The following is a 22,569-nucleotide window of genomic DNA, read 5'->3' as shown; positions in this document are numbered from 1 at the left end:
ACAACATGGCTATCAAAGTTGGCATCAATGGTTTTGGTCGGATCGGTCGCCTCGCTCTGCGAGCAGCCTGGAGCTGGCCAGAGTTTGAGTTCGTGCAGATCAACGATCCGGCAGGTGACGCGGCGACTCATGCGCACCTGCTGAACTTCGACTCGGTACATGGCCGTTGGAATTACTCGGCCGACTCGGAGGGAGACAGCATCGTCATCGACAGCAAACGAATCAAGGTAACGGCCAACAAGGCGATTGCCGACACTGATTGGTCGGGCTGCGATCTGGTGATTGAAGCCAGCGGCAAGATGAAGACCGTCGCGGTGCTTCAGGCTTACCTCGACCAAGGCGTGAAGCGCGTGGTGGTCAGCGCTCCGGTGAAGGAAAAAGGCGCGCTGAACATCGTCATGGGCGTCAATCATCAGCTGTTCAATGCAGCGGAACATCGCATCGTCACCGCCGCTTCTTGCACCACCAACTGTCTGGCGCCAGTGGTGAAAGTGATCCACGAAAAACTGGGCATTCGTCATGGTTCGATCACCACCATCCACGACCTGACCAACACCCAAAGCATTCTCGACCAGCCGCACAAGGATCTGCGCCGTGCGCGTGCTTCCGGCATGAGCCTGATCCCAACCAGTACCGGATCGGCCACCGCCATTGCCGAAATCTTCCCGGAGTTGCGTGGGCGCCTGAATGGTCACGCCGTACGCGTGCCGCTGGCCAATGCTTCGCTGACCGATTGTGTCTTCGAGGTCGAGCGTGCCACCACTGTTGAAGAAGTGAACCAGTTCCTCAAGGACGCTTCCGAGAATGAGCTGAAAGACATCCTCGGTTTCGAGGAGCGCCCGCTGGTGTCCATCGACTACCGTACCGACCCGCGCTCATCGATCATTGATGCGTTGTCGACCATGGTCATCAATGGCACCCAAGTCAAACTCTATGCCTGGTACGACAACGAATGGGGCTATGCGAACCGTACCGTCGAGCTGGCCAAAATGGTCGGTCTGGCAGTCTAAGGAGCGGTCATGAAAGCGTTGTCAGCCCTCGCTCCGGAAGTGCGGCAGTACCTGCTCGTCACGGGCAACTACTGGGCCTTCACCCTCACCGACGGCGCGTTGCGCATGTTGGTGGTGCTGCACTTTCACGCGTTGGGCTACAGCCCACTGCAAATCGCCGCATTGTTCCTGTTCTACGAGCTTTTTGGCGTGATCACCAACCTGGTGGGTGGCTACCTCGGCGCCCGGCTGGGGCTGAACCGAACCATGAACATCGGGCTGGGCATCCAGGTCGCGGCGCTGTTGATGCTGACGGTTCCGGTAGCCTGGCTAACCATCCCTTGGGTGATGGGGGCCCAGGCGCTGTCGGGAATTGCCAAAGACCTGAACAAGATGAGTGCCAAAAGCTCCATCAAGCTTCTGGTTCCGGATGGGCAGCAGGGCAAGCTCTACAAGTGGGTGGCGATCCTCACCGGCTCGAAGAACGCACTCAAGGGTGTCGGCTTCTTTCTTGGCGGAGCCTTGCTGGCCTTGATCGGCTTCAAAGGCGCCTTGCTGGCCATGGCGGGTGTCCTGGCGCTGATCTGGATCAGCAGCTTGATTCTGTTGAAGAAGGACCTGGGCAAGGCCAAAGCCAAGCCAAAATTTCGCGACATCCTGTCCAAGAGTCGGGCGATCAATATCCTCTCAGCGGCCCGAATGTTCCTGTTCGGCGCCCGCGATGTCTGGTTTGTGGTGGCCTTGCCGGTGTACCTGAGTAGTGTCTTCGGCTGGGACTTCTGGGAGGTTGGCGGCTTCCTCGCTGCCTGGGTGATTGGCTACGGCATCGTGCAATCCTTCGCGCCCAACATCACCGGCAAGAAACGTGGGCACGTACCGGATGGTCGTGCGGCATTTGTGTGGGCACTTGCACTGGCAGGCTTGCCTGCGGCGATCGCTCTCGGGCTGAACACTGGTTTGTCGCAGCAGATGGTGCTGCTCGGCGGTTTAATGGTCTTTGGCGCGCTGTTCGCGGTGAATTCGTCGCTGCACAGCTATCTGATCGTGTCCTACGCCAAGGAAGACGGCGTTTCGCTGGACGTGGGGTTTTATTACATGTCGAACGCTATGGGACGACTGATCGGCACGGTGCTCTCCGGCTGGGTTTATCAGGTGTATGGGCTGGGGGCGTGCTTATGGATATCGAGCACCTTCGTGCTGCTCGCCGCACTGATTTCTATCGGGTTGCCGAGGCATGCCGAGGCGATGTGAAGTTGTTCACAAGCGTCTGATCTATCTCATCCATTTTGCTCGCAGTAGTGCCAGGCCGTGGCTGGGATCAAAAAGAGTCACCCTCTAAGCAATCGTTTGAACGGATATCTGCCGTAATATTTTTACGATTTCTTTACGGTAGGTGTTTTTGCCCGCAACGATACTGGCCGCGATTTTTTAGATCGTCCATGCGCCTTGCTTTTCCGATGGCCCTGGAAAAATGTATTGCCCAAGGATGGCGTGCAGTGACTCCCCGCTAATTGAGAGAAGCGCCCCTTGAGTGAGCCAGCGACCGTTGCAAACGAAGACTCCCCATCCAAAACCTCAGGCGTGGGCTTGCTCGTCGCTGCTGTCGGGGTGGTTTACGGTGACATTGGCACCAGCCCCCTCTACACGCTGAAAGAAGTGTTTTCCGGCCACTACGGAGTTCAGGTAAATCACGATGGAGTACTCGGCATTCTGTCGTTGATCTTCTGGTCACTAATCTGGGTAGTCTCGATCAAATACGTACTGTTCATCCTGCGTGCCAATAACCAGGGTGAGGGCGGCATCATGGCGTTGACGGCGTTAGCCCGACGCGCAGCAGCGCCTTATCCGCACATGAGCAAGGTACTGGTTCTGCTCGGTCTGTTCGGTGCGGCACTTTTTTACGGGGACAGCATGATCACCCCGGCTATTTCGGTGCTCTCTGCGGTTGAAGGGCTACAGCTGGCGTTTGACGGAATAGAGCACTGGGTTGTGCCCTTGTCGGTGATCGTGCTGGTCGCGCTGTTCTTGATACAGAAACATGGCACGGCTCGAATCGGCATCCTGTTTGGCCCGGTCATGGTGCTGTGGTTTGTGGTGTTAGGTGCCCTTGGGATCTACGGTATTTTGCAGCGTCCCGAAGTGCTGCAAGCGCTTAATCCTGCTTGGGCAATGCAGTTCTTTGTTGTTCATCCGGGAATGGGTGTGGCGATTTTGGGCGCTGTCGTGTTGGCATTGACGGGTGCTGAAGCCCTGTATGCCGACATGGGCCACTTTGGTCGCAAACCGATTTCTCGTGCATGGTTCATTTTGGTGTTGCCGGGGCTGGTACTCAATTATTTTGGCCAGGGTGCCTTGATCCTGGAGAGCCCGGAGGCTGTGCGCAATCCGTTCTATCTGCTAGCACCTGATTGGGCACTGTTGCCGATGGTCGCGCTCTCCACTCTGGCCACCATCATCGCTTCTCAAGCAGTGATTTCCGGTGCTTTCTCTCTGACCCGCCAGGCCATTCAACTGGGTTACGTCCCTCGCATGTTTATCCAGCATACCTCCAGCCAGGAGCAGGGGCAGATCTACATCGGCACGGTTAACTGGGCGTTGATGGTCGGTGTCGTGCTGCTGGTGATTGGTTTCGAGTCATCCAGTGCCTTGGCCGCCGCTTATGGCGTCGCGGTGACGGGAACCATGTTGATCACGACAATCTTGTCCTCGGCTGTCGTCCTGCTCCTATGGAAAACGCCGCGCTGGCTGGCCGTCCCGATGCTGCTCGGATTTTTGCTGGTAGACGGTCTGTATTTCGCGGCCAATGCACCAAAGATTTTTCAAGGCGGTGCGTTCCCGGTGATTGCCGGCATTGGCCTGTTCATCTTGATGACCACGTGGAAACGGGGCAGGAAGATTATTGTTGAACGGCTGGATGAGACCGCGTTGCCTCTGCCGCTATTCATCGGCAGCATCCGTACGCAACCTCCCCATCGCGTACAGGGCACGGCGGTGTTTCTGACGGCCAGGGCCGATGCTGTTCCTCATGCGCTGCTGCACAACCTGCTGCATAACCAGGTTTTGCATGAGCAAGTGGTATTGCTCACCGTAGTGTCTGAAGAGAGCCCTCGCGTGAGTGTTGAACGACGGTTCGAGGTTGAAGCCTATGGTGAAGGCTTCTTCCGGGTCAGTCTGCATTTTGGTTTTATCGAGGAGCCGGATGTCCCCCTGGCGTTGAGTCTCTGTCACTTGCCTGAGCTGGATTTCAGTCCGATGCGCACGACCTATTTCCTCAGCCGGGAGACGGTGATCCCCACCAAACGCATGGGTATGGCCCGTTGGCGAGAAAGCCTGTTCGCATTTTTGCTCAAGAACGCCAATAGCAACCTGAAATACTTCAAGTTGCCGTTGAATCGGGTGATAGAGCTGGGTACGCAGGTCGAGATGTAAAAAATTACCAAGGGAGCCCGCATTGGCGGACTTGTTGTATTCGGCAGAATACCCGTGCGTGCGTCGACCGGTTGAATCCTCAGCCGATTGCTGCCTTTCGCGATGGGCCTATTTACGGATGCTCCTTTGCCTCAGCACCCACCAGCAGGCACATTGCTCTCCCGACGAAACTCTGCCTCGTGCCGATTAGAGCAAAAAGGCGCCAGAATTGCCGGCGAGCCTGGCTACAGCTGAAGGGCCGGTACGCGGATTCAGATAGGGTCTGCAAAATGAGTCAGACATGGCACCACCTAGAGAAGAGTTAATGCGTTGTGGCGGATGGTTCAGAGGTGTGCAATCCGAATGCTGTCTTACCTAGAAGTACTAATTTATGATGCTGCATTGATAAATTTGGAAAGGGCATTATGAGTACACGTTCCGACCTCCTTGCCAGTGCTGAGATTCTGTTGCGTACCATGGGCTATGCAGCCTTCAGCTATGCCGATCTGGCAGAAGACATCGGCATCAAGAAGGCGAGTATTCACCATCACTTTCCCACCAAAGAAAGTCTGGCGATTGCCATCGTTGAGAGTTATCTGTTCCGGTTCAAGAATCAGTTGGAACGCATCAATGATGAAAATACCGGCATTATCGATCGGCTCAATGCCTTCGCCGTGATGTTCGCGCAAAGCAGTGAAAACGCAATGCTTCCGCTCTGCGGCGCCCTGGCGGCGGAGTTGCTGGCCTTGCCGGAAAGCCTGAAGGAAATGACGCGGGACTTTTTCGAAATCCATCTCAACTGGCTTCAGGCCAATATCGCTTTAGGTCAAGAGGCAGGGGAACTCAAAGCCGAGCTGGACAGCGTAAAGGTTGCCAGGTTTATCTTGAATACGCTGGAAGGCGGCAGCTTTGTATCTTGGGCGCTTAACGACAATTATGAACAGTCGTCCGGATTTGATTTCATTTTAGATGGACTTCGGGTTGCCGAAGCGCCTCATTGACTTCGATCACCTTTTTCTGCTTCTTAAAACGACCGATGCCGTTACCAGCACGGTCCGTTTTCCCGCCTCACAAGTGGTTTCAGCCGCTTAGCTCAGATCCTTTGAAGTCTTTTCCGGGTACTCGATCGCACGAGGCTACGTCGCGTCTAGCATTCGCACAGTAGGCGTCTATTCCTCTAAACCTCCGGCAGTGAACGAAAGCTGAGATGAAGCAGCAACAACTGCATGGTTATCACAGCGCTGACTATTCCTGAAATTTTCATGGAGGCCGATTTTCTCGACGGCTGGCTATAAGAAAATAATCTATTGATGTGCTACCAACTAGTTGGTAGGCTTGTTTTTCTTCCGGGACAAACACCGGTCCATCCGAAGAGGAACGAACACATGAGCAACAACCTGAATGGTATCGATGTCGCCGCACTCCAGCAGTTTGCCCAAGGCGTTGCTGAGGATGCGACCAAGCGCCATGCAAGCTTTAACGTGAAGACCGAGTGGAAAGGGCAGACCCGTTCTGTGGCGAAGGTCAGCCGCTACAGCCTCGCCGGTGAGACCTACTCGCGGGATTTCGAAATCGTCGCCGATGAGCCGAACGAACTGCTGGGGCAGAACACCGCGCCTAACCCGCAGGAACTGCTGATGGCCGCTCTCAACGCCTGTATGTCGGTCGGTTATGCCGCCAATGCCGCTATGATGGGCATCAAGATTCACAGCCTGGAAATCGAGACTGACGGCACCCTCGACCTGCGTGGATTTCTGGGCATCGACGAAAGCGTCAACCCGGGCTACGACCAAGTGAGTGTCGTGATTCGCCTGCACACCGACGCCTCCCGTGAACGCGTTGAAGAGCTTCACAACGTGGTGCTCAAAACCTCGGTCAACTACGCCAACTTCTCGAAAGCTATCCGCATGGTGCCGACCCTCGAAGTACTTGAGGGCTGATTAGCCTTATTCATCGACATTCAAATCTTGCGTGCACCGGGCGGAGAGCTGCCTTGGTGCCGCCCCTTATGAAATCTGGATACCAGGAGTCTGTAATGAACGATTTTTTTAAAGGCAAGAAACTGTTGGTCGTCGGCGGCACCAGTGGCATGGGCCTGGAAACGGCGCGCATGGTGCTCAAGGCAGGCGGTAGCGTAGTGCTCACCGGCAGCAAGCAAGATAAGGCGGACGCCGTTCGTAACGAGCTGAGCCCGTTGGGGCCAGTGTCGGTGATCGTGGCCAACCTGATGACTGAAGAAGGCATGAACTTCGTTCGCCAGGAAATCAACGCCAAGCACAGCGACATCAGCCTGATGGTGAACTCGGCCGGGATCTTTATTCCTAAGCCGTTCACCGAGCATGACGAAGCCGAGTACGACATGTACCTGTCGCTCAACCGCGCGACCTTTTTCATCACCCAGGCCGTGGTCAAGAACATGCTCGCTGCCAAGCGCGAAGGGGCAATCGTTAATGTCGGATCCATCGGTGCACAGGCTGCATTGGCCGGTTCACCTGCTTCCGCCTACTCCATGGCCAAGGCGGGCTTGCATGCATTGACGCGAAACTTGGCAATTGAGTTGGCTCACTCAGGTATCCGCGTCAATGCGGTGTCGCCAGGCATTGTTCACACCTCGATTTACGAGGGGTTCATGGACAAGGAAGCGATCCCGGAAGCGATGAAGTCGCTGAACGATTTCCACCCGCTGGGACGAGTCGGTGTTCCCGAAGACGTCGCCAACACCATCCTGTTCCTGCTGTCGGACAAGACATCTTGGGTGACAGGCGCCATCTGGGACGTGGATGCCGGGATCATGGCTGTACGTGCCTGACTACAGTGGCAAGCGCAGCGTGATGGAAGTGCCCTCCTCGGGGGCGCTTTCACAGTATCGCAGCCCTAGCTGAAAAGCGGCTGAATGCTGGCCGAAGGAGTCTTCAATGTCTATCACGACAAAAGCCGCACTGTTGAATGTCGCGGAAACACAGATGCGCTCCAAAGGCTATTCAGCGTTCAGTTACGCCGATCTCGCGGCGCAGATCGGCATCAGAAAAGCCAGTATTCACCACCACTTCCCGACCAAGGAATGCCTGGGCGCCGAGCTGATCAAGGATTACATCAATCGCTTCAGAGAGACGCTTGGTTCAATCGAAGCCATGCATGCCGATCCGCTGCTTCGGCTTCATGATTTTTCCGGGCTTTTCATTATCAGCGCCAATGAGCGGTTGTTGCCATTGTGCGGTGCGTTAGCGGCGGAAATGGCCGCATTGCCATTATCGCTACAAGGACTCACTCGGGAGTTCTTTGAGTCCCAGCTTGACTGGCTCCAAAGCACCCTTAATGACGCAGTCCGGCAGCACAACTGGTCGTTGGACAAACCCGTTGAGGAGTACGCCTTCATGCTGCTGAGCACGCTGGAGGGCGCAAGCCTCATCGATTGGACATTAGGCCGATCAATCGACCCTTTGGCTGGCTTCAACCACGTGCTTGAAACTCTGGCAAAGCCGTCTTCATTTCTTCGCGCAGGATGAGTTATGCAAACCGCTTCGAAAAAATACGTAGTCGACATCTGGTCTGATTTTGTTTGCCCCTGGTGCTGGATTGCCAAGCGTCGTTTTGAGAAAGCGCTCGATCACTTTGCTGAAAAAGACGCTGTACAGATAAACGTACGCGCCTATCGTCTGGCGGCAAATCATGCGGCGGAGCCAATGCTCGCAGCCCTTAAACGCAAGCTCGGTAACGTGGACACCGCTGAGGCGATGATGAGCACAGTGCTCAAATACGCTCTGGCCGATGGCGTTGATTATCGCTTTGATACCATGCTTTTCGGCGACACAGCGGACGCCCATGTTCTGGTCAAAGCGGTTTTAGACCCGGTAGTGAAGCAGCGTCTCGTGGAGGCGTTGTATGAGCAAAGCACCACCCACGGCAAGTCGCTCTTTGATCGGTCCAGTCTGGAGGCGATAGCACGGGCGGTGGGTGTATCGGAGGAATCAATTCGACTGGCATGGTCATCCGTAGAACTGCGCGTAGAGATGGAAGAGGATGAGCATTTCGCCGCGCAATTGGGGGCTGGCGTGCCGATGTTCGTATTCAACAACGAGTTCTCGCTGTCGGGCGCTCAGCCTGAGGCCGTTTTTCTCGAAGCGCTGAATAAAATGCAGGCGAAGACAGAGGTCGAGGGTGACCCGTTCACCGGCCAGGTCTGTGGTATCGATGGCTGCAAAATTTGATGGCCAGCGGTTGTGCGGCACTCAGTAGTGCCGCCTTCGCTTAGCCTTGAACATGAGGTCCCGATGAGCCGAATCGTTGAGTTAAGCGCTCCACAGTTCGCCCGCTTTGTTGCCAAAGGCAGCAGTGTTGTGGTGTTTTCAGCGTCCTGGTGCAAGCCTTGTCAGGAGATGAAGCCGGTTTTTCATGCCTTGGAAGAAAAGCTTCACTCCTTGGCAGTTTTTGGAAAGATAGACGTAGCGGTGTCGCCGACGATCGCGCAGATATATGGCATTCGCGCGGTGCCTTCCTTGGCGGTGTTCCACCACGGCCGGCTTTTGCGGGTCATGCCTGGATCTCGTTCAGTCACAGCCCTGAAGAAAGTAATACTGGCGGTGTTGGAAGAGGCCCGTTAATCGAGCCTCCTCCTTCATCGATCAGTTGCAGGTTGCATTTGCGGCCAACAGTGGAATTATCGCGACCAGCGGAATCGCCGCGATGTCCTGAACAACAGCACGGCGAAGCTGCTGCGACCCACGACGGTCGGGATCATGTTGCGCTCGTTCATGGCCTGCATGGCGGTCGCATTGGATGTCAAACCCACCAACAGCGCCGCTGTCCAGTTCGGGCCCAGTGGGGCGCAAAACACGGCAATTGGCAAACCACATGCCAGCATTTGCAGCGCACCGCCACCGAACACCATGCGGCGCATGGCGCATAGGCGCTTGGGATCAAGTTCGAGGCCAATGATGAACAGCATCAGGACCACGCCGATTTCAGCAAAATGCAGGATGGATACCACATCCGTTACCAGCTTCAGGTCCCATCGGCCGATCAGGCAGCCGCCCAGTAGATAGCCCAGCACTGGACCCAGTTCCAACCGCACGGCGAGCAGCGTCGACCGTGCAGGAGGAGAGTGTCGACGATGCGTGTCAGCAAGCGGCGCTGGCAATCAACGGCTCGGTCAATGTCCTCGAAGCGATTTTCCCAGTGTTTAAGGGCGTGTCTACCAATACCTTAATTTGCATTAATAGTAAAAATCATCACCATTGCGTTGTATGCCTACCAACTGGATGGTAGCTTGTTGACAAGTTTCAAATATCACTCCAACTACCACCATCCATATCCCTGTGAGAATCCCCATGCAAGATTGGAAGCAAACCCGCAAAGACATCAACACTCGTCTGGTTGAACTCAACGGCCTTACGCCGGAAACTATGAAAGGCATGGCTTCGCTCGGCGCTGCCGGTGGCAAAACCAATCATCTGGACGCAAAGACCCGCGAGCTGATCTCCTTGGCCGTGGCCGTGACCACCCGTTGCGACGGTTGCATCGCCTTTCACGCCGCAGAGGCAAAGAAACTCGGAGTCACCAGTGAAGAAGTGGCTGAAGCACTGGGCGTAGCAATCAACATGAATGCCGGTGCCGCATTGGTTTACAGCACTCACGTGCTCGACGCGTTCGACAAATCCTAAATCAAGCGCCGACCTTCTACCCGTCAACGACGTTGAGATTAATCATGAATAAGCTGTTCACCCCTTACGATCTGTCCGGCTCTGCGCTGAAGAACCGTGTCGTTATGGCGCCAATGACTCGCACCCGAACTCTGGATAACATTCCAAATGAGTCCAACGCGATGTATTACGCACAACGTGCTTCCGCCGGCTTACTGATCACTGAAGGCCTGCCGATTTCCGATGAGGCTCGCGGCTATCTTTACACCCCGGGCATTTACGCTAATGAACACTTGCCAGGCTGGCGCAAAGTCACCGACGCCGTGCATGCCAAGGGCGGGAAGATTTTTGCGCAGCTCTGGCACGTAGGCCGCATGTCCCATCTCTCGATGCATGGCATGGTGCCGGTCTCCTCGGGTACGGTGCCTGCGGTTGATACCACGGTGTATGCCTGGATCGAGCCTGGCAAATCCGGCCCGGTTCAACCCAGCGCACCACGTGCATTGGAAACTAACGAAGTGAAACGCATCATCGCGGACTTCGTGAAATCTGCGCGCATGGCGATGGACGCCGGTTTTGACGGTATCGAAATCATGGCCGCCAACGGCTTCCTGTTCGATCAGTTCCTTAGCAGCTCCTTGAACACTCGCACCGACCAGTACGGTGGCTCCATCGCCAATCGCCAGCGATTCCTGCTGGAAACCATTGACGCAATTGCTGCCGAAATCGGTAGCTCGAAGATTGGTGTACGGTTCTCGCCGTTTGGCCGCCTGTATGACTTCGGTGTGTACGAAGGCGAAGAAGAAACCTGGATGAGCATGGCGGCTGCGCTCAATGACCGCGAACTGGCGTTCGTTCACTTGAACTACCAACCGACCATCGTCGCCGCGCAAACACCTCCGGGTTTCGGCGCTGCATTCCGCGAAGCCTACAAAGGCACCTTGATGGCTGCCGGCGGCTTCACCAAAGAGATCGCAGAGTCTGAACTGGCCAAAGGTGAACTCGACCTGATCGCTTTCGGCACCGCCTACATTGCCAACCCTGATCTGGTAGAGCGTATGCAGAACGGTTGGCCATTGGCCGAGGGCGATCGCACGACCTACTACGGCGTCAGCGATTCGATTGATAAGGGTTACACCGACTATCCGGAATATGCAGCGGCCACAGCCTGACATTCCTTTTCAAACATTCAGGAGCACACCATGCCACTCGTGAGTATCAGAGGCATTGAAGGCGTTTTTACCGACGAGCAAAAAGCTGAGGTTATACGCAAAGTGACTGACGCCATGGTGTCGGTGGAAGGCGAAAACATGCGCGCCCTTACTTGGGTCATCTTCGAAGAGATTAAGAGCGGAGATTGGGGAATTGCCGGCAACCCTGTGACTGCGCAGGAAGTACTGAAGCTGCAAGCAGGTCAATAAAAGGATTCACCTTCAAATGATTGGCTCCCTAGTCGTTGAGTGTATTGATGCTCAACGACCAGGGCGGTTTTTGCCTTCTGTATGAACTGCCAAACAAGTGCCCAAGGCCTTGGACATCTTCAACGGTGGTAACTCGTTGGCGACCGTGATTGCCGCACCGCTGGCGGATTGTTATTGATTTGTACCGGTACTCCTATAGTCCTATGGGTGAGTGACGTAGGCGTGCTTTGGACTTCAATCATTTCTTAGCTCGGTGTGACAGTCCCAATCCCAGAGTTGAAATCTATACTGCTGTGCTCTGTGCTGATGCGAACATCAGTCATTTGCAATAAACAAGGATGCTTCTTTCATGGCAAAGCCACCAATCCGAGCGCACAGTTTCGATGAGGGATTTAGGGCAATTCAAGGCGTTATTCGACGTTATGATGCGTTGAGCATTTTGGGGGCCGTATTGGAGTATCTATACGCTCCCGCCAAAGATCACTTTGAGCAAGCATCGAAGCAGCCATGGTTGATCATGCTGCTTATTAAGTGGACCTTTCTCGATCCGTTGGCCAATAACCCGCTGGGGCGGCCACCAATTTCTCAGAAGGAGATGATCGACCTGTTACAGAAGGTTCTCGACCTGACCGAGACCGGGAGCATGCCCGATGAGTATGATGACGTACGGCTTTTTTTCCGGGCGGTGGCCTACCAGCAGTTTTTTCATCAGACAGAGGGCGGCTTGGTTGATATTGCTCGTCAGGAGCTTTTGTTCGCAAAAGTCCCGGAAAATCATTATTTCAAAACTCGTTTCCTGAATGGCACCGGGGTTTCCATACAGGACTTTCTGCGTCTTTCTTTTGCGGTCCTTGCTAGCACGAAGAAAAGTGGTCCTGTACTTCAGCGAGCCACTCTTTTTGGTCTCTGTCCAGCCTTTACACCGATGGCTGTTGACGCCTATCTACGTACCATTTCTGTCGCAGTTGGAGATTTGCATCGCACCTTAGAAGAGGTAGACAAGGACGGACGCCACCCGAACGAGTATTTGCAGCAAACGCCCTTCCTAAAATTCCCATTCATCAAGGTTCGCTCCGAATATTTGTGTGTGTCCCCTCATGTTCTTGAGCGATCCTTGGGACACTTCATCTACGACTACCTCAAGCGAGCTGACGTAGACGGGTTCAATAACGCTTTTGGAAAGTCGTTTGAAAAATATGTAGGCGACTGGTTGAGCAAGTCAGGGCTCCCGGCAGCCAATGAGAGCGAATTGAATCTGGTCCTGCCTGGTCAAGGGAAAGTCGTCGATTTCATTGTTGCTGATGGTGATTCGAATGTGCTGATCGACGCCAAAGGTGTGGAAATGGCGCAGCGGGGTATGGTTGCGTTTCAACGGGGGGATGTTCGTCGAGCGACCCAAACGTCCTTGATTAAAGCTTTCGAACAAGGGCATGAGGTTGCTGCTCGAATCGCTTCGATGGGCGGTGATCATCCCGTGATTCGTCAGCGCTCCTCTACCTACCTTCTGGCTGTTACATACAAAGATCTGTACATCGGGAACGGAGTTACTTTCGCAGCCGTTGTAGGAGATGCAGTGCTCGAAAAAATTCGATCCACATATGCTGAGCAACATTTGATCCCCGTCGAAAATATTTACTTCCTCACGATTCATGAATTTGAAGAGCTGATTAGTCTGGTAGCAAGCAAAAAAATTCGTTTAGTAGAAGCCTTGGAGAAGGCTAAACAAGCTGATTCTGAGCGGATGACCCAAAAATTCAATTTCGAGCTGCATATCCATGAGTGGTCGAAGCAACTGGGCAGAGAGCAACCATTACGAGAAATCCTCAAATCGATGGTGGATGAAATGCGCGTTGCGTTTCCTGCTCAGCCCGAGACAGCGGCGCACAAATAAATCGGGACGCAATTCGTCAATCACTTCAATTTCGCGCTGATAATGCTGGCTTAATTTAGGTCCAGTGATATCGCTTAGATTAGGGCCTTTCGATAGACCGCTGAGAACATTCATCCAATTGTAAGAGCCATTTGCAGCGACTACACTCCAGCCCATGAAACGCTATCTGCGGTTTTGCCTCATCTTCTTGATCAGCCTGGCGCTTCCCCTCAGCGGGATGGCGGGTGTTCAGGCACCAACAGAACCGTGCCCAATGAAGGCAATGGGCATGGCGATGATGGATGACATGGGCATGGACTGCTGTAACGACATGAAAAGCCCTACCGAGCACGGCAAACCTTGTAAGCCGGGCCAAGAATGCAAGACGGGCAGCATGCTGCAAGTCTCGATCTTCAAGCCTCCGGTAACCATATTCAGCCCCGTAGCGCTTTTCTTCCTCAGCGATTCCCTACCTTTTCAGACCCCATCCGGGGTATGGCGACCCCCTCGCGTTTGATTCCTGTCCCACACTGAGCCTCATTCCGCGTTAGCGGGATGGACTAGCTGCGCGCATGTCTTTTGACGCGTGCGGTGGATGATCACAGGAATCGTAAACATGAACCCCAAGTGCTATTGCACAGGTTGGTCCCTTGTGGCCGGTCTGGCGGCAAGCGTACTGGCATTGCCGAGCCTCGCTGCCGCATTGACACTCGATGAAGCGTTGCGGCTGGCCGAAAACAATGCGCCGTCGCTGACCGCACAAGACGCCAAAATTCAGGCTGCCAGCAGCGCGGCTATTCCAGCCGGTGAGCTACCTGACCCCAAACTGCTACTGGGTGTTCAGAACTACCCCATTGGCGGTCCGGATCGCTGGAGCATCGACCAGGACTTCATGACCATGCAAATGGTCGGGGTCAGGCAGGAGATGCCGAACAGCGACAAGCGCAAAGCGCGGATTGAGGTCGCCGATGCGGCCGTTGATCGCGCCGCTGCGGAGCGTCGAGTCGAACGTCTGAAGGTACGCCAGTCCACGGCGTTGGCTTGGATCAGTAGCTACTCGGTTGAGCGCAAAGATGCGCTGTTCCAGGACTTCTACAAAGAAAATCGTCTGCTGACCGATACCGTCCGGGCCCAGATTGCCGGTGGTCGCGCTCAACCCGCTGATGCGGTGACACCCAAGCAGGAAGCGGTTCAACTGGCGGAGCAACAGGACGATCTGATTCTCCAAAGAGCACAGGCCCGAGCGGCCCTCAAACGCTGGATTGGTTCCGCCGCCAACGACAAGCCTGTGGGCAGCCTGCCTGAATGGCCTGTCGATACCTCAAGCTACTCCCATAAACTGCAACACCATCCCGAGTTGGCCGCGTTTGCGCCGATGACCCGCGAAGCGCAAGCCAAGGTTCGTGAAGCCGTGTCGGAGAAGCAGTCAGACTGGAGCTGGGAACTGGATTACCAGCGCCGTGGCCGTGAGTTCGGCGATATGGTCAGCGTGCAATTTTCCTGGGACCTCCCGCTGTTTCCTGGTTCGCGCCAAAACCCGAAAATCGCAGCCAAACAGGCCGAACTCAGTCAGCTTGAGGCCGAGCGCGAAGCCTTGTCTCGCGAGCACACCCAGCAACTGGAAAACGAACTGGCTGACTATGAGCGCCTGAATCGTGCGGTACGCCGCAACCAGGAAAGCCTGTTACCGCTGGCCAAGGAAAAGGTCGAACTCAGCATGGCCAGTTATCGCTCCGGCAAAGGCGATTTAAACGCCGTTGTTGCCGCCCGACGTGAACTCATCGAGGCCCGCCTCAAACAGATCGACGTGGAAGAGCAGCGAGCGCTGACCAATGCGCGTCTGTATTTTGCTTATGGGGAGTCCAGCCAATGAACCTTAAAAAGTGGAACGGGGCATTGCTGGTTGGCATCTCGCTGGCATTGGGTGTTGCCGGTGGTTACTGGTTCGCTCACCAACGCATGAGCGGAGAACCCAATACCGCCTCGAAGCAAAGCCTCAATTCACCGGACGAACGCAAGGCTCTGTATTGGTACGACCCCATGTACCCGCAGCAAAAGTTCGATAAGCCGGGTAAGTCCCCCTTCATGGACATGCAACTGGTCCCGCAGTACGCCAGCGGCGCAGGGGACCGAGCGACCGTCAGTATCGATCCAAGTCTGACCCAAAATCTCGGCCTGCGTTTTGCGACAGTCAGCCGTGCGATCTTTGATTCCAGCCTCGACGTGACAGGTGTGTTGGGATTCAACGAACGTGATGTTGCTGTGATTCAGGCACGCACAGCCGGCTTTGTGGAGCGGGTTTATGCCCATGCCCCTGGTGATGTGCTCAAAGCCAAAGCGGCGTTGGCGGATATCCTGGTGCCCGAGTGGGCAGCCGCCCAGACAGAGTTCCTTGCCCTGAAGCGCAACGGTGATGCTGACCTGTTGGCTGCGGCCCGCCAGCGACTGCGGCTCACAGGGATGCCGGCAGCACTGATTACTCAGGTAGAGCGTGGCGGTAAGGTTCAGCCGTACGTGACTCTGACCAGTCCCATTGCCGGTGTGCTGCAAGAGTTGAACGTACGCGCGGGTATGACCGTGGCGACCGGCGACACCCTGGCACGCGTCAATGGCTTGAGTAGTGTCTGGCTAGCGGTGGCCGTGCCAGAATCGGATGCCGGATCGATCACCGTGGGACAGGCAGTCGAAGCGCGTCTGCCAGCTTTCTCAGGGACAATACTCAACGGCAAGGTCAGCGCGATTTTGCCCGAGTCCAATCCGGACAGCCGCACTCTTCGCGTACGTGTCGAGTTACCCAATCCGGACGGACGCCTCAGACCGGGTTTGACAGCGCAGGTACGCCTGAATCGTTCGACCGAGCAAAGTGTGTTGTGGGTGCCGAGCGAGGCCGTCATTCGCACTGGCCGACGTGCCTTGGTGATGCTCGCCGAAGACGCGGGCCGCTACCGTCCCGTGGAGGTGCACCTCGGGCAGGAAAGCGATGGCAAGACGGCGATATTGAAAGGTCTGGAAGAAGGACAGAGGGTGGTTACCTCTGGCCAGTTCCTGCTCGACTCGGAGGCCAGTCTTAAGGGCATTGTTGCCCGCTCAGAGGAAGAGTCACCACCCAGCGCAGCAGCCTCCAGCTTTCATGAAGCGGATGGGCAGATCGTTGAGATCAACGACAAAGAAGTCACGCTTGCCCATGGTCCCTTCAAGACACTGGGCATGCCTGGTATGACGATGACGTTCCCACTCGCTAGTCCGGCGCTGATGCAGGGCCTCAAAACGGGCGATAAGGTTCGGATTGCGGTGAGCCAGACCGAAGATGGTTTGCGTGTTGAGCGTCTGGACAAATCGGGGAGCCGGCCATGATCGCTGCCCTGATTCGTTGGTCAGTGGCCAACCGATTCCTGGTGCTACTGGCGACGCTGTTTGTCACGGCTTGGGGCATTTGGTCGGTGCAGAGCACGCCCATCGATGCACTGCCAGATCTCTCGGATGTTCAGGTGATCATCCGCACCCCTTATCCGGGACAAGCGCCGCAGATTGTCGAGAACCAGGTGACCTATCCGTTGGCCACCACCATGCTCTCAGTACCGGGAGCCAAGACGGTGCGTGGTTATTCCTTCTTCGGTGACAGCTTCGTTTACGTGCTGTTCGAAGACGGCACTGATTTGTATTGGGCTCGCTCGCGGGTGTTGGAGTATCTGAGCCAAATACAAAGTCGGTTGCCGGCCAGTGCCAAGCCGGCGTTGGGGCCGGATGCGACGGGAGTGGGCTGGATCTATCAGTACGCACTGGTGGATCGCAGTGGGGGACACGACCTGGCGCAGCTACGCGCACTTCAGGATTGGTTCCTCAAGTTCGAACTCAAGACCCTGCCCAATGTTGCGGAAGTGGCCACAGTGGGCGGCATGGTCAAGCAGTACCAGGTGCAGCTTGATCCGCTCAAACTGGCCAGCCTCGGTATTACTCAGGCCGAGGTGACCGAAGCTATCGGCAAAGCCAATCAGGAAACCGGTGGTGCCGTGCTGGAGATGGCAGAGACAGAGTTCATCGTGCGTGCTTCCGGATACTTGAAGACGCTCAATGATTTTCGGGCGATCCCGCTCAAGCTGGCTTCGGGCGGTGTGGCGGTGACCCTTGGCGATGTCGCCACGATTCAGTTGGGACCGGAAATGCGGCGTGGCATTACTGAACTCGACGGCGAAGGCGAGACCGTCGGCGGCGTGGTGATTTTGCGCAGCGGCAAGAATGCTCGCGAGACCATTGCGGCGGTCAAAACCAAACTCGACGAACTGAAAAGCAGCCTGCCGGCCGGGGTGGAAATCGTCACCACCTACGACCGCAGCAAGCTGATCGACCGCGCTGTGGAAAATCTCAGCCACAAGCTCATCGAAGAGTTCATCGTCGTCGCGTTGGTGTGTGGGATCTTCCTCTGGCACCTGCGCTCATCGCTGGTGGCGATCATTTCACTGCCGGTGGGGGTGCTGATTGCCTTCATCGTCATGCGTTACCAAGGGATCAACGCCAACATCATGTCCTTGGGCGGGATTGCCATCGCCATCGGCGCCATGGTCGATGCCGCCGTGGTGATGATCGAGAACGCCCACAAGAAGATTGAGGCTTGGCACGTGGCCAATCCTGGGGAGGAACTGAAGGGTGAGCGTCATTGGCACGTGATGACCGAAGCAGCAGTAGAGGTAGGTCCGGCGCTGTTCTTCTGTTTGTTGATCATCACGCTGTCGTTTATTCCTGTGTTCACACTGGAAGCGCAAGAGGGACGGCTGTTCGGCCCGTTGGCTTTCACCAAGACCTACGCCATGGCCGCAGCGGCGGGATTGTCAGTGACCCTGGTGCCAGTGCTGATGGGTTACTGGATTCGGGGACGAATCCCCAGTGAGCAACAGAACCCGTTGAACCGGTGGTTGATTCGGATCTATCAGCCAGCCCTGGACGCAGTCTTGCGTCGACCAAAGATCACGCTGCTGGTGGCGCTATTGGTTTTTGTCAGTGCGCTATGGCCATTGTCTCGTTTGGGTGGTGAGTTTCTTCCGCCACTGGACGAGGGTGATCTGCTCTATATGCCTTCCGCTTTACCGGGGTTGTCGGCACAGAAAGCGGCGCAACTGCTGCAACAGACCGACCGCCTGATCAAGACCGTACCCGAAGTCGAACACGTCTTCGGGAAAGCCGGTCGTGCTGAGACCGCCACTGACCCGGCACCGCTGGAGATGTTCGAAACCACCATTCAATTCAAGCCGCACAAGCAATGGCGGCCAGGCATGACTCAGGAAAAGTTGGTGGAAGAACTGGATCGAGTGGTACGAGTCCCTGGGCTTACGAATATCTGGATACCACCGATTCGCAACCGTATCGACATGCTGGCGACGGGGATCAAGAGTCCCATCGGAGTGAAAGTTGCCGGCACCAACCTGACGGAGATCGATGCCGCGACTCAGGCCGTCGAGCGAGTGGCCAAGGGTGTACCCGGTGTCAGTTCGGCTCTGGCCGAGCGCCTAACTGGTGGTCGCTATATCGATGTGGATATCGACCGCAAAGCCGCCGCTCGTTACGGACTGAATATCGCCGATGTGCAGTCCATCGTGGCCGGCGCTATTGGCGGTGAAAATGTCGGGGAGACCATTGAAGGGCTTGCACGCTTCCCGATCAACGTGCGTTACCCACGGGAGTGGCGTGACTCGCTCGGTGCCTTGGAGCAATTGCCGATCTATACCCCGCTAGGTAGCCAGATCACCCTCGGCACAGTGGCGAAGGTCAAGGTCACGGACGGTCCGCCGATGCTCAAGAGCGAGAACGCACGACCCTCTGGTTGGGTTTACATCGACGTGCGTGGCCGGGACATTGCCTCGGTAGTCGCCGACCTGCGTCGGGTCGTCAGTGAGCAGGTCAAGTTGCAGCCCGGCATGAGCCTGAGTTACTCAGGGCAGTTCGAGTTTCTCGAAAGGGCCAACGCACGACTCAAACTGGTGGTGCCTGCCACGCTGTTGATCATTTTCGTGCTGCTCTACCTGACTTTTGCCCGCTTCGACGAGGCCCTGCTGATCATGGCCACTCTGCCATTCGCACTGACTGGCGGGGCATGGTTCCTCTATCTGTTGGGATTCAACCTGTCAGTCGCCACCGGGGTTGGCTTTATCGCCTTGGCCGGTGTTTCCGCCGAGTTTGGCGTGATCATGCTGCTCTACCTGAAGAACGCCTGGGCCGAACGTGAAGACCTCGGCGACAGCACTGAGCGCGGTCTGGTTGCGGCGATCCGTGAAGGCGCTGTGCAGCGCGTGCGACCCAAGGCCATGACCGTGGCCGTCATCATTGCTGGCCTGTTACCCATCTTGTTGGGCAGCGGTACCGGTAGTGAAGTGATGAGCCGCATCGCCGCGCCCATGGTCGGCGGCATGGTCACAGCGCCCTTGCTTTCCCTGTTTGTCATTCCGGCAGCGTATCGCCTGATGCGTCGCCGCCACCTTTCAGTTGAACCCATCAACCCTCAAGGAAAACTCGTATGAAACTGACCCTGATTACAATTGCAAGCGCCGTCGTTACGCTGTCTCTTTCTGCCCTGGCGGAGGACATGCCGGGTATGAAAATGGACGGTATGGAGGGCATGCAGATGAAGCAAGACGCAAAGCAGACTCCAGTAGCCAAAGCGGAGGGCACAATCAAGTCTATTAACTCCGAGAAGCACACTGTGACTATCGCTCATGGCGCCGTGCCGGCGGTGCAGTGGCCTGCTATGACCATGGCTTTTTCCGCCACGGCGGAACAATTGACGGGTCTAAGCGCTGGAGATCAGGTGGTTTTCGAATTCAGGTCTGAGGGTGCGAAAGCCACAGTTGTGTCCATTAAAAAGGTGAAATAACCACGAGACGCCTAGCACCCCCTCCCACACGATGTAGGTGGGAAGGGGGCTTGGCGTCTGTTTAACAATTTGTTGTTAACCAACCGCGATCACGTTAAACCGCCGCGACTTGAAGCTGATCGTCTCTTTGAATTCCTCCACCTTACCGATGCGACGGATACTCGCCCATGTTCCTTTGTAATAAGGCACCACGTTGCGGTCGGTCCATGGCGTAGTCAAATTCCCCATCACACCATTGAAGTGGCCAAACTGCATGAAGGTTTGATTCCGTTTGATGTCAGCCTCCAGATAGGCCAGCGCATAGGACGAACCGTAATCGTTGAACACCTCGACCACATCTCCAGATTCAATAGCCAAAGCTTGTACATCATCGGGGTTGATTTCTAGATAGGCCATCGGCACGCGCCGCTGTACAAAATCGTTGTATTGGTCGTGGTAGAGCGTTTGCCACACTTCGTTGATCCGTCCATTGTTGACCCAGAACTGATGCTTCGCCTTCTGTTCTGCCACCGGTTTCGGCAATCCGGGCCATGTTGCTGGCTTGAACTCTTCTTTGCCGTCCGGAGTATCGAACTTGTAATCGGTGTAGAGCATCTCGGTGCCGATCAGCTTGCCGTCTCGGTACTCTTTAGCGGGTAACTGGACACCATTGTTGCCCATGGCTTTCAGCCGCTCGTAGGTGACAAGATTGCCCGTAGTCCCGCCCTGACTATCGATTGGGCCAGCGCCAGGTTGGCCAGCCATACGGAAGCCGTCGTTGAAGGCGTCCTCCTCGCTATTCCAGTCGAACCCTGCAAAACGCGCCGCCATGTCCTGTTTACCTTCGTCCGTATACATCTGCCGAAGGGTGTTAGCGATAGCCGCTGCGATCAGGCAATCGGCTTTCGCTGAACCGGGAGGATCCATGAATTTTTGTGAAAGGCGCATCCGGCGTTCCCCATTCATCGAGGTGAGATTTATCTCACCCGGATGTGCTGCCGGCAGCTCACATGGGCGGCTTCTGCCAACTTTGTAGGGTAGAGGTTGATGTTGGCGAGGAAGAGTCCGCCTTTGTTTTTCACCGCATCGTAGACCGCATCCACCATCTGCGCGGTTGTACCGCCGCGAACATTGGCCATGGCCTCTCTGACAATGTTGGCGCGTTTCAGAATGACCGCACGATGCTGCTCAGCATTGAGCGTGGTCTGGAAGGGATTGGCCCCCCCATGCCGTGTACATCATGCCCTTGCCGTAGATGATCTCCTGATCCACATAGATCTTGGTATTGCCTGGATAAGGGGGGCGTGTGTAACCCTCTTGATGCCCGCCCATGCGCACCACACCCGTACCTCGTCGTCCGACGTTGTGGGTCGCAAGCACCAAATCGACCAGGGCAGACTGGATGAGGTAGTTGTCATTGCCCCAGATGATCCCTTTTTCGTAGGCGTGCATGGTATGGGGGCGATGGCCAGAGGCTTTGGGTTTGTAAGCGCTGGCGCACCGCTGGCCGAACACCCGGACGTGGACAAGATCGCCTTCACCGGCAGCGTGCCGACCGGGCGCAAGATCATGCAAGCGGCAGCGGCCGAGATCAAAAACATCAGTCTGGAGCTGGGCGGTAAATCGCCCTTCGTGATCTTCGCCGACAGTGACCTCGACGCGGCGGTGGAATGGATTCTGTTCGGGATATTCTGTAATCAGGGCCAGGTCTGTTCGGCCACTTCGCGCGTATTGGTGGAGCGCGCGTTATACCCGGCGCTGCTGAAGCGTTTGATCGCTGCCACCGAGCAGATCCAGATCGGCCAAGGCTTTACCGACGGTGTGAAACTCGGGCCGCTGGTCAGCCAAGGGCAATTGGACAAAGTCCTTGAAGCGATTGCGGCCGGTCAGCAAGAGGGCGCGCGACTGGTGTCGGGCGGCACTCGTCCGGCCCATCTACAGAAGGGTTACTACCTGAGCCCGGCGATTTTCGCGGATGTGCCGGAACAGAGTTCACTGTGGCGTGAGGAGATTTTCGGCCCGGTGGTGTGCCTGCGCGCATTCGACACGGAAGCCGAAGCGATACGCCTGGCCAATGACTCGCCCTTCGGCCTGGCAGCGGCAGTCATGTCGCGTGATATTCCACGCTGCGAACGAGTCGCCCGACGCTTTCGCGCCGGGATCGTCTGGGTCAACTGCTCGCAACCGACCTTCGTGGAAGCGCCTTGGGGCGGCTACAAGCAGAGCGGTATTGGCCGCGAGCTGGGTGAGTGGGGCTACAACAACTATCTCGAAACCAAGCAGATCACCCGATACAACGGCGGGGCCTGGGGCTGGTATTTGAGCTGAGGCCGGTGCGCCGCGGCTCATCCCATTCGTTCCTCGGCGGATCGGCCTCGGCATCGCCCATTCGGGGCATCAT

21 protein-coding genes and 2 pseudogenes are annotated in these 22,569 nt (G+C 56.1%); 19 read left to right on the top strand and 4 right to left on the bottom strand.

Annotated elements, in window-relative coordinates:
- The first annotated feature begins 5 nt into the window (after nt 1–5).
- The 9 genes from ACYZTW_RS22170 (at nt 6) to ACYZTW_RS22130 (ending at nt 8,998) form a co-directional block, all read left to right on the top strand.
- Nucleotides 6–1,010 (top strand): ArsJ-associated glyceraldehyde-3-phosphate dehydrogenase, encoded by a 1,005-nt coding sequence (locus ACYZTW_RS22170; RefSeq protein ID WP_462001816.1) that lies wholly within the window; start codon nt 6–8, stop codon nt 1,008–1,010.
- Nucleotides 1,011–1,019: 9 nt separating this feature from the next.
- Nucleotides 1,020–2,240, top strand: a complete 1,221-nt coding sequence (gene arsJ, locus ACYZTW_RS22165; RefSeq protein ID WP_462001815.1) for an organoarsenical effux MFS transporter ArsJ — start codon at nt 1,020–1,022, stop codon at nt 2,238–2,240.
- 276 nt (nt 2,241–2,516) lie between these two features.
- Nucleotides 2,517–4,418, top strand: a complete 1,902-nt coding sequence (locus ACYZTW_RS22160; RefSeq protein WP_462001814.1) for a potassium transporter Kup — start codon at nt 2,517–2,519, stop codon at nt 4,416–4,418.
- A 404-nt stretch (nt 4,419–4,822) separates the two neighbouring features.
- Complete coding sequence (locus tag ACYZTW_RS22155) at nt 4,823–5,398, top strand: TetR/AcrR family transcriptional regulator (RefSeq protein WP_462001813.1); 576 nt, start codon at nt 4,823–4,825, stop codon at nt 5,396–5,398.
- Nucleotides 5,399–5,782: 384 nt separating this feature from the next.
- Complete coding sequence (locus ACYZTW_RS22150; protein ID WP_462001812.1) at nt 5,783–6,337, top strand: OsmC family protein; 555 nt, start codon at nt 5,783–5,785, stop codon at nt 6,335–6,337.
- A gap of 95 nt (nt 6,338–6,432) precedes the next feature.
- Nucleotides 6,433–7,206: an SDR family NAD(P)-dependent oxidoreductase gene (locus ACYZTW_RS22145; RefSeq protein ID WP_462001811.1), complete on the top strand. Its 774-nt coding sequence runs from the start codon at nt 6,433–6,435 to the stop codon at nt 7,204–7,206.
- Nucleotides 7,207–7,312: 106 nt separating this feature from the next.
- The gene (locus ACYZTW_RS22140; protein ID WP_462001810.1) at nt 7,313–7,903 is read left to right on the top strand and encodes a TetR/AcrR family transcriptional regulator; all 591 of its coding nucleotides are present in this window, start codon (nt 7,313–7,315) and stop codon (nt 7,901–7,903) included.
- Nucleotides 7,904–7,906: 3 nt separating this feature from the next.
- Entirely contained in the window at nt 7,907–8,605 is a 699-nt protein-coding gene (locus ACYZTW_RS22135) for a DsbA family oxidoreductase (RefSeq protein ID WP_462001809.1), read from the top strand.
- 63 nt (nt 8,606–8,668) lie between these two features.
- Nucleotides 8,669–8,998: a thioredoxin family protein gene (locus ACYZTW_RS22130; RefSeq protein ID WP_462001808.1), complete on the top strand. Its 330-nt coding sequence runs from the start codon at nt 8,669–8,671 to the stop codon at nt 8,996–8,998.
- A gap of 36 nt (nt 8,999–9,034) precedes the next feature.
- On the opposite strand, the pseudogene ACYZTW_RS22125 reads toward ACYZTW_RS22130, so the two are convergent.
- Nucleotides 9,035–9,474, bottom strand: a pseudogene (locus ACYZTW_RS22125) (cation:proton antiporter domain-containing protein); the annotation flags it as partial.
- 250 nt (nt 9,475–9,724) lie between these two features.
- On the opposite strand from ACYZTW_RS22125, the gene ACYZTW_RS22120 reads away from it, so the two are divergent.
- The 9 genes from ACYZTW_RS22120 (at nt 9,725) to ACYZTW_RS22080 (ending at nt 20,189) form a co-directional block, all read left to right on the top strand.
- A complete protein-coding gene (locus ACYZTW_RS22120) occupies nt 9,725–10,057 on the top strand; it encodes a carboxymuconolactone decarboxylase family protein (RefSeq protein ID WP_462001807.1) in 333 nt (110 codons plus the stop codon).
- Between the two features lie 44 nt (nt 10,058–10,101).
- Nucleotides 10,102–11,208: an alkene reductase gene (locus ACYZTW_RS22115; RefSeq protein WP_462001806.1), complete on the top strand. Its 1,107-nt coding sequence runs from the start codon at nt 10,102–10,104 to the stop codon at nt 11,206–11,208.
- Nucleotides 11,209–11,238: 30 nt separating this feature from the next.
- Nucleotides 11,239–11,457 (top strand): tautomerase family protein, encoded by a 219-nt coding sequence (locus ACYZTW_RS22110; RefSeq protein ID WP_462001805.1) that lies wholly within the window; start codon nt 11,239–11,241, stop codon nt 11,455–11,457.
- A 349-nt stretch (nt 11,458–11,806) separates the two neighbouring features.
- Nucleotides 11,807–13,348, top strand: coding sequence for a GapS1 family protein (gene gapS1 / locus ACYZTW_RS22105; RefSeq protein WP_462001804.1), 1,542 nt, complete (start codon nt 11,807–11,809; stop codon nt 13,346–13,348).
- 154 nt (nt 13,349–13,502) lie between these two features.
- Nucleotides 13,503–13,844 (top strand): hypothetical protein, encoded by a 342-nt coding sequence (locus ACYZTW_RS22100; RefSeq protein WP_462001803.1) that lies wholly within the window; start codon nt 13,503–13,505, stop codon nt 13,842–13,844.
- Between the two features lie 99 nt (nt 13,845–13,943).
- Entirely contained in the window at nt 13,944–15,200 is a 1,257-nt protein-coding gene (locus ACYZTW_RS22095) for a TolC family protein (protein ID WP_462001802.1), read from the top strand.
- The gene (locus ACYZTW_RS22090; protein WP_462001801.1) at nt 15,197–16,681 is read left to right on the top strand and encodes an efflux RND transporter periplasmic adaptor subunit; all 1,485 of its coding nucleotides are present in this window, start codon (nt 15,197–15,199) and stop codon (nt 16,679–16,681) included. Before ACYZTW_RS22095 ends, ACYZTW_RS22090 begins: the two co-directional genes overlap by 4 nt.
- Nucleotides 16,678–19,836 (top strand): efflux RND transporter permease subunit, encoded by a 3,159-nt coding sequence (locus ACYZTW_RS22085; protein ID WP_462001800.1) that lies wholly within the window; start codon nt 16,678–16,680, stop codon nt 19,834–19,836. The genes ACYZTW_RS22090 and ACYZTW_RS22085 overlap by 4 nt, the downstream gene beginning before the upstream one ends.
- Nucleotides 19,833–20,189 carry a copper-binding protein gene (locus ACYZTW_RS22080; protein WP_462001799.1) on the top strand — a complete coding sequence of 119 codons (357 nt, stop codon included), beginning with the start codon at nt 19,833–19,835 and terminating at the stop codon, nt 20,187–20,189. The genes ACYZTW_RS22085 and ACYZTW_RS22080 overlap by 4 nt, the downstream gene beginning before the upstream one ends.
- A 75-nt stretch (nt 20,190–20,264) precedes the next feature.
- Here the strand turns inward: ACYZTW_RS22080 and ACYZTW_RS22075 are convergent, their stop codons facing one another.
- Genes ACYZTW_RS22075 through ACYZTW_RS22065 form a run of 3 tightly spaced genes read right to left on the bottom strand, consistent with a single transcriptional unit; the run spans nt 20,265 to nt 21,620 of the window.
- Nucleotides 20,265–21,149, bottom strand: a complete 885-nt coding sequence (locus ACYZTW_RS22075; RefSeq protein WP_462005818.1) for an arsenate reductase (azurin) large subunit — start codon at nt 21,147–21,149, stop codon at nt 20,265–20,267.
- Nucleotides 21,146–21,307, bottom strand: a complete 162-nt coding sequence (locus tag ACYZTW_RS22070; RefSeq protein WP_462001798.1) for a hypothetical protein — start codon at nt 21,305–21,307, stop codon at nt 21,146–21,148. The genes ACYZTW_RS22075 and ACYZTW_RS22070 overlap by 4 nt, the downstream gene beginning before the upstream one ends.
- Before the next feature lie 49 nt (nt 21,308–21,356).
- Nucleotides 21,357–21,620, bottom strand: coding sequence for a hypothetical protein (locus ACYZTW_RS22065; RefSeq protein WP_462005882.1), 264 nt, complete (start codon nt 21,618–21,620; stop codon nt 21,357–21,359).
- Here ACYZTW_RS22065 and ACYZTW_RS22060 point away from each other — a divergent pair.
- Nucleotides 21,621–22,496: pseudogene (locus tag ACYZTW_RS22060) on the top strand (aldehyde dehydrogenase family protein); the annotation flags it as partial.
- Between the last annotated feature and the right edge of the window lie 73 nt (nt 22,497–22,569).

It is taken from the genome of Pseudomonas sp. LB3P25 (assembly GCF_054897985.1).
Note: the sequence above shows the minus strand (reverse complement) of the source record. Positions and strands in the feature narration are given on the sequence as shown.

Coding starts and splice junctions, on each gene's coding strand:
- ACYZTW_RS22095 (WP_462001802.1), top strand. CDS start 13,944: ATGAACCCCAAGTGCTATTGCACAGGTTGGTCCCTTGTGGCCGGTCTG.
- ACYZTW_RS22120 (WP_462001807.1), top strand. CDS start 9,725: ATGCAAGATTGGAAGCAAACCCGCAAAGACATCAACACTCGTCTGGTT.
- ACYZTW_RS22065 (WP_462005882.1), bottom strand. CDS start 21,620: ATGCACGCCTACGAAAAAGGGATCATCTGGGGCAATGACAACTACCTC.
- ACYZTW_RS22080 (WP_462001799.1), top strand. CDS start 19,833: ATGAAACTGACCCTGATTACAATTGCAAGCGCCGTCGTTACGCTGTCT.
- arsJ (WP_462001815.1), top strand. CDS start 1,020: ATGAAAGCGTTGTCAGCCCTCGCTCCGGAAGTGCGGCAGTACCTGCTC.
- ACYZTW_RS22145 (WP_462001811.1), top strand. CDS start 6,433: ATGAACGATTTTTTTAAAGGCAAGAAACTGTTGGTCGTCGGCGGCACC.
- ACYZTW_RS22110 (WP_462001805.1), top strand. CDS start 11,239: ATGCCACTCGTGAGTATCAGAGGCATTGAAGGCGTTTTTACCGACGAG.
- ACYZTW_RS22100 (WP_462001803.1), top strand. CDS start 13,503: ATGAAACGCTATCTGCGGTTTTGCCTCATCTTCTTGATCAGCCTGGCG.
- ACYZTW_RS22140 (WP_462001810.1), top strand. CDS start 7,313: ATGTCTATCACGACAAAAGCCGCACTGTTGAATGTCGCGGAAACACAG.
- ACYZTW_RS22155 (WP_462001813.1), top strand. CDS start 4,823: ATGAGTACACGTTCCGACCTCCTTGCCAGTGCTGAGATTCTGTTGCGT.
- ACYZTW_RS22070 (WP_462001798.1), bottom strand. CDS start 21,307: ATGGCCAATGTTCGCGGCGGTACAACCGCGCAGATGGTGGATGCGGTC.
- gapS1 (WP_462001804.1), top strand. CDS start 11,807: ATGGCAAAGCCACCAATCCGAGCGCACAGTTTCGATGAGGGATTTAGG.
- ACYZTW_RS22115 (WP_462001806.1), top strand. CDS start 10,102: ATGAATAAGCTGTTCACCCCTTACGATCTGTCCGGCTCTGCGCTGAAG.
- ACYZTW_RS22090 (WP_462001801.1), top strand. CDS start 15,197: ATGAACCTTAAAAAGTGGAACGGGGCATTGCTGGTTGGCATCTCGCTG.
- ACYZTW_RS22085 (WP_462001800.1), top strand. CDS start 16,678: ATGATCGCTGCCCTGATTCGTTGGTCAGTGGCCAACCGATTCCTGGTG.
- ACYZTW_RS22135 (WP_462001809.1), top strand. CDS start 7,907: ATGCAAACCGCTTCGAAAAAATACGTAGTCGACATCTGGTCTGATTTT.
- ACYZTW_RS22130 (WP_462001808.1), top strand. CDS start 8,669: ATGAGCCGAATCGTTGAGTTAAGCGCTCCACAGTTCGCCCGCTTTGTT.
- ACYZTW_RS22170 (WP_462001816.1), top strand. CDS start 6: ATGGCTATCAAAGTTGGCATCAATGGTTTTGGTCGGATCGGTCGCCTC.
- ACYZTW_RS22150 (WP_462001812.1), top strand. CDS start 5,783: ATGAGCAACAACCTGAATGGTATCGATGTCGCCGCACTCCAGCAGTTT.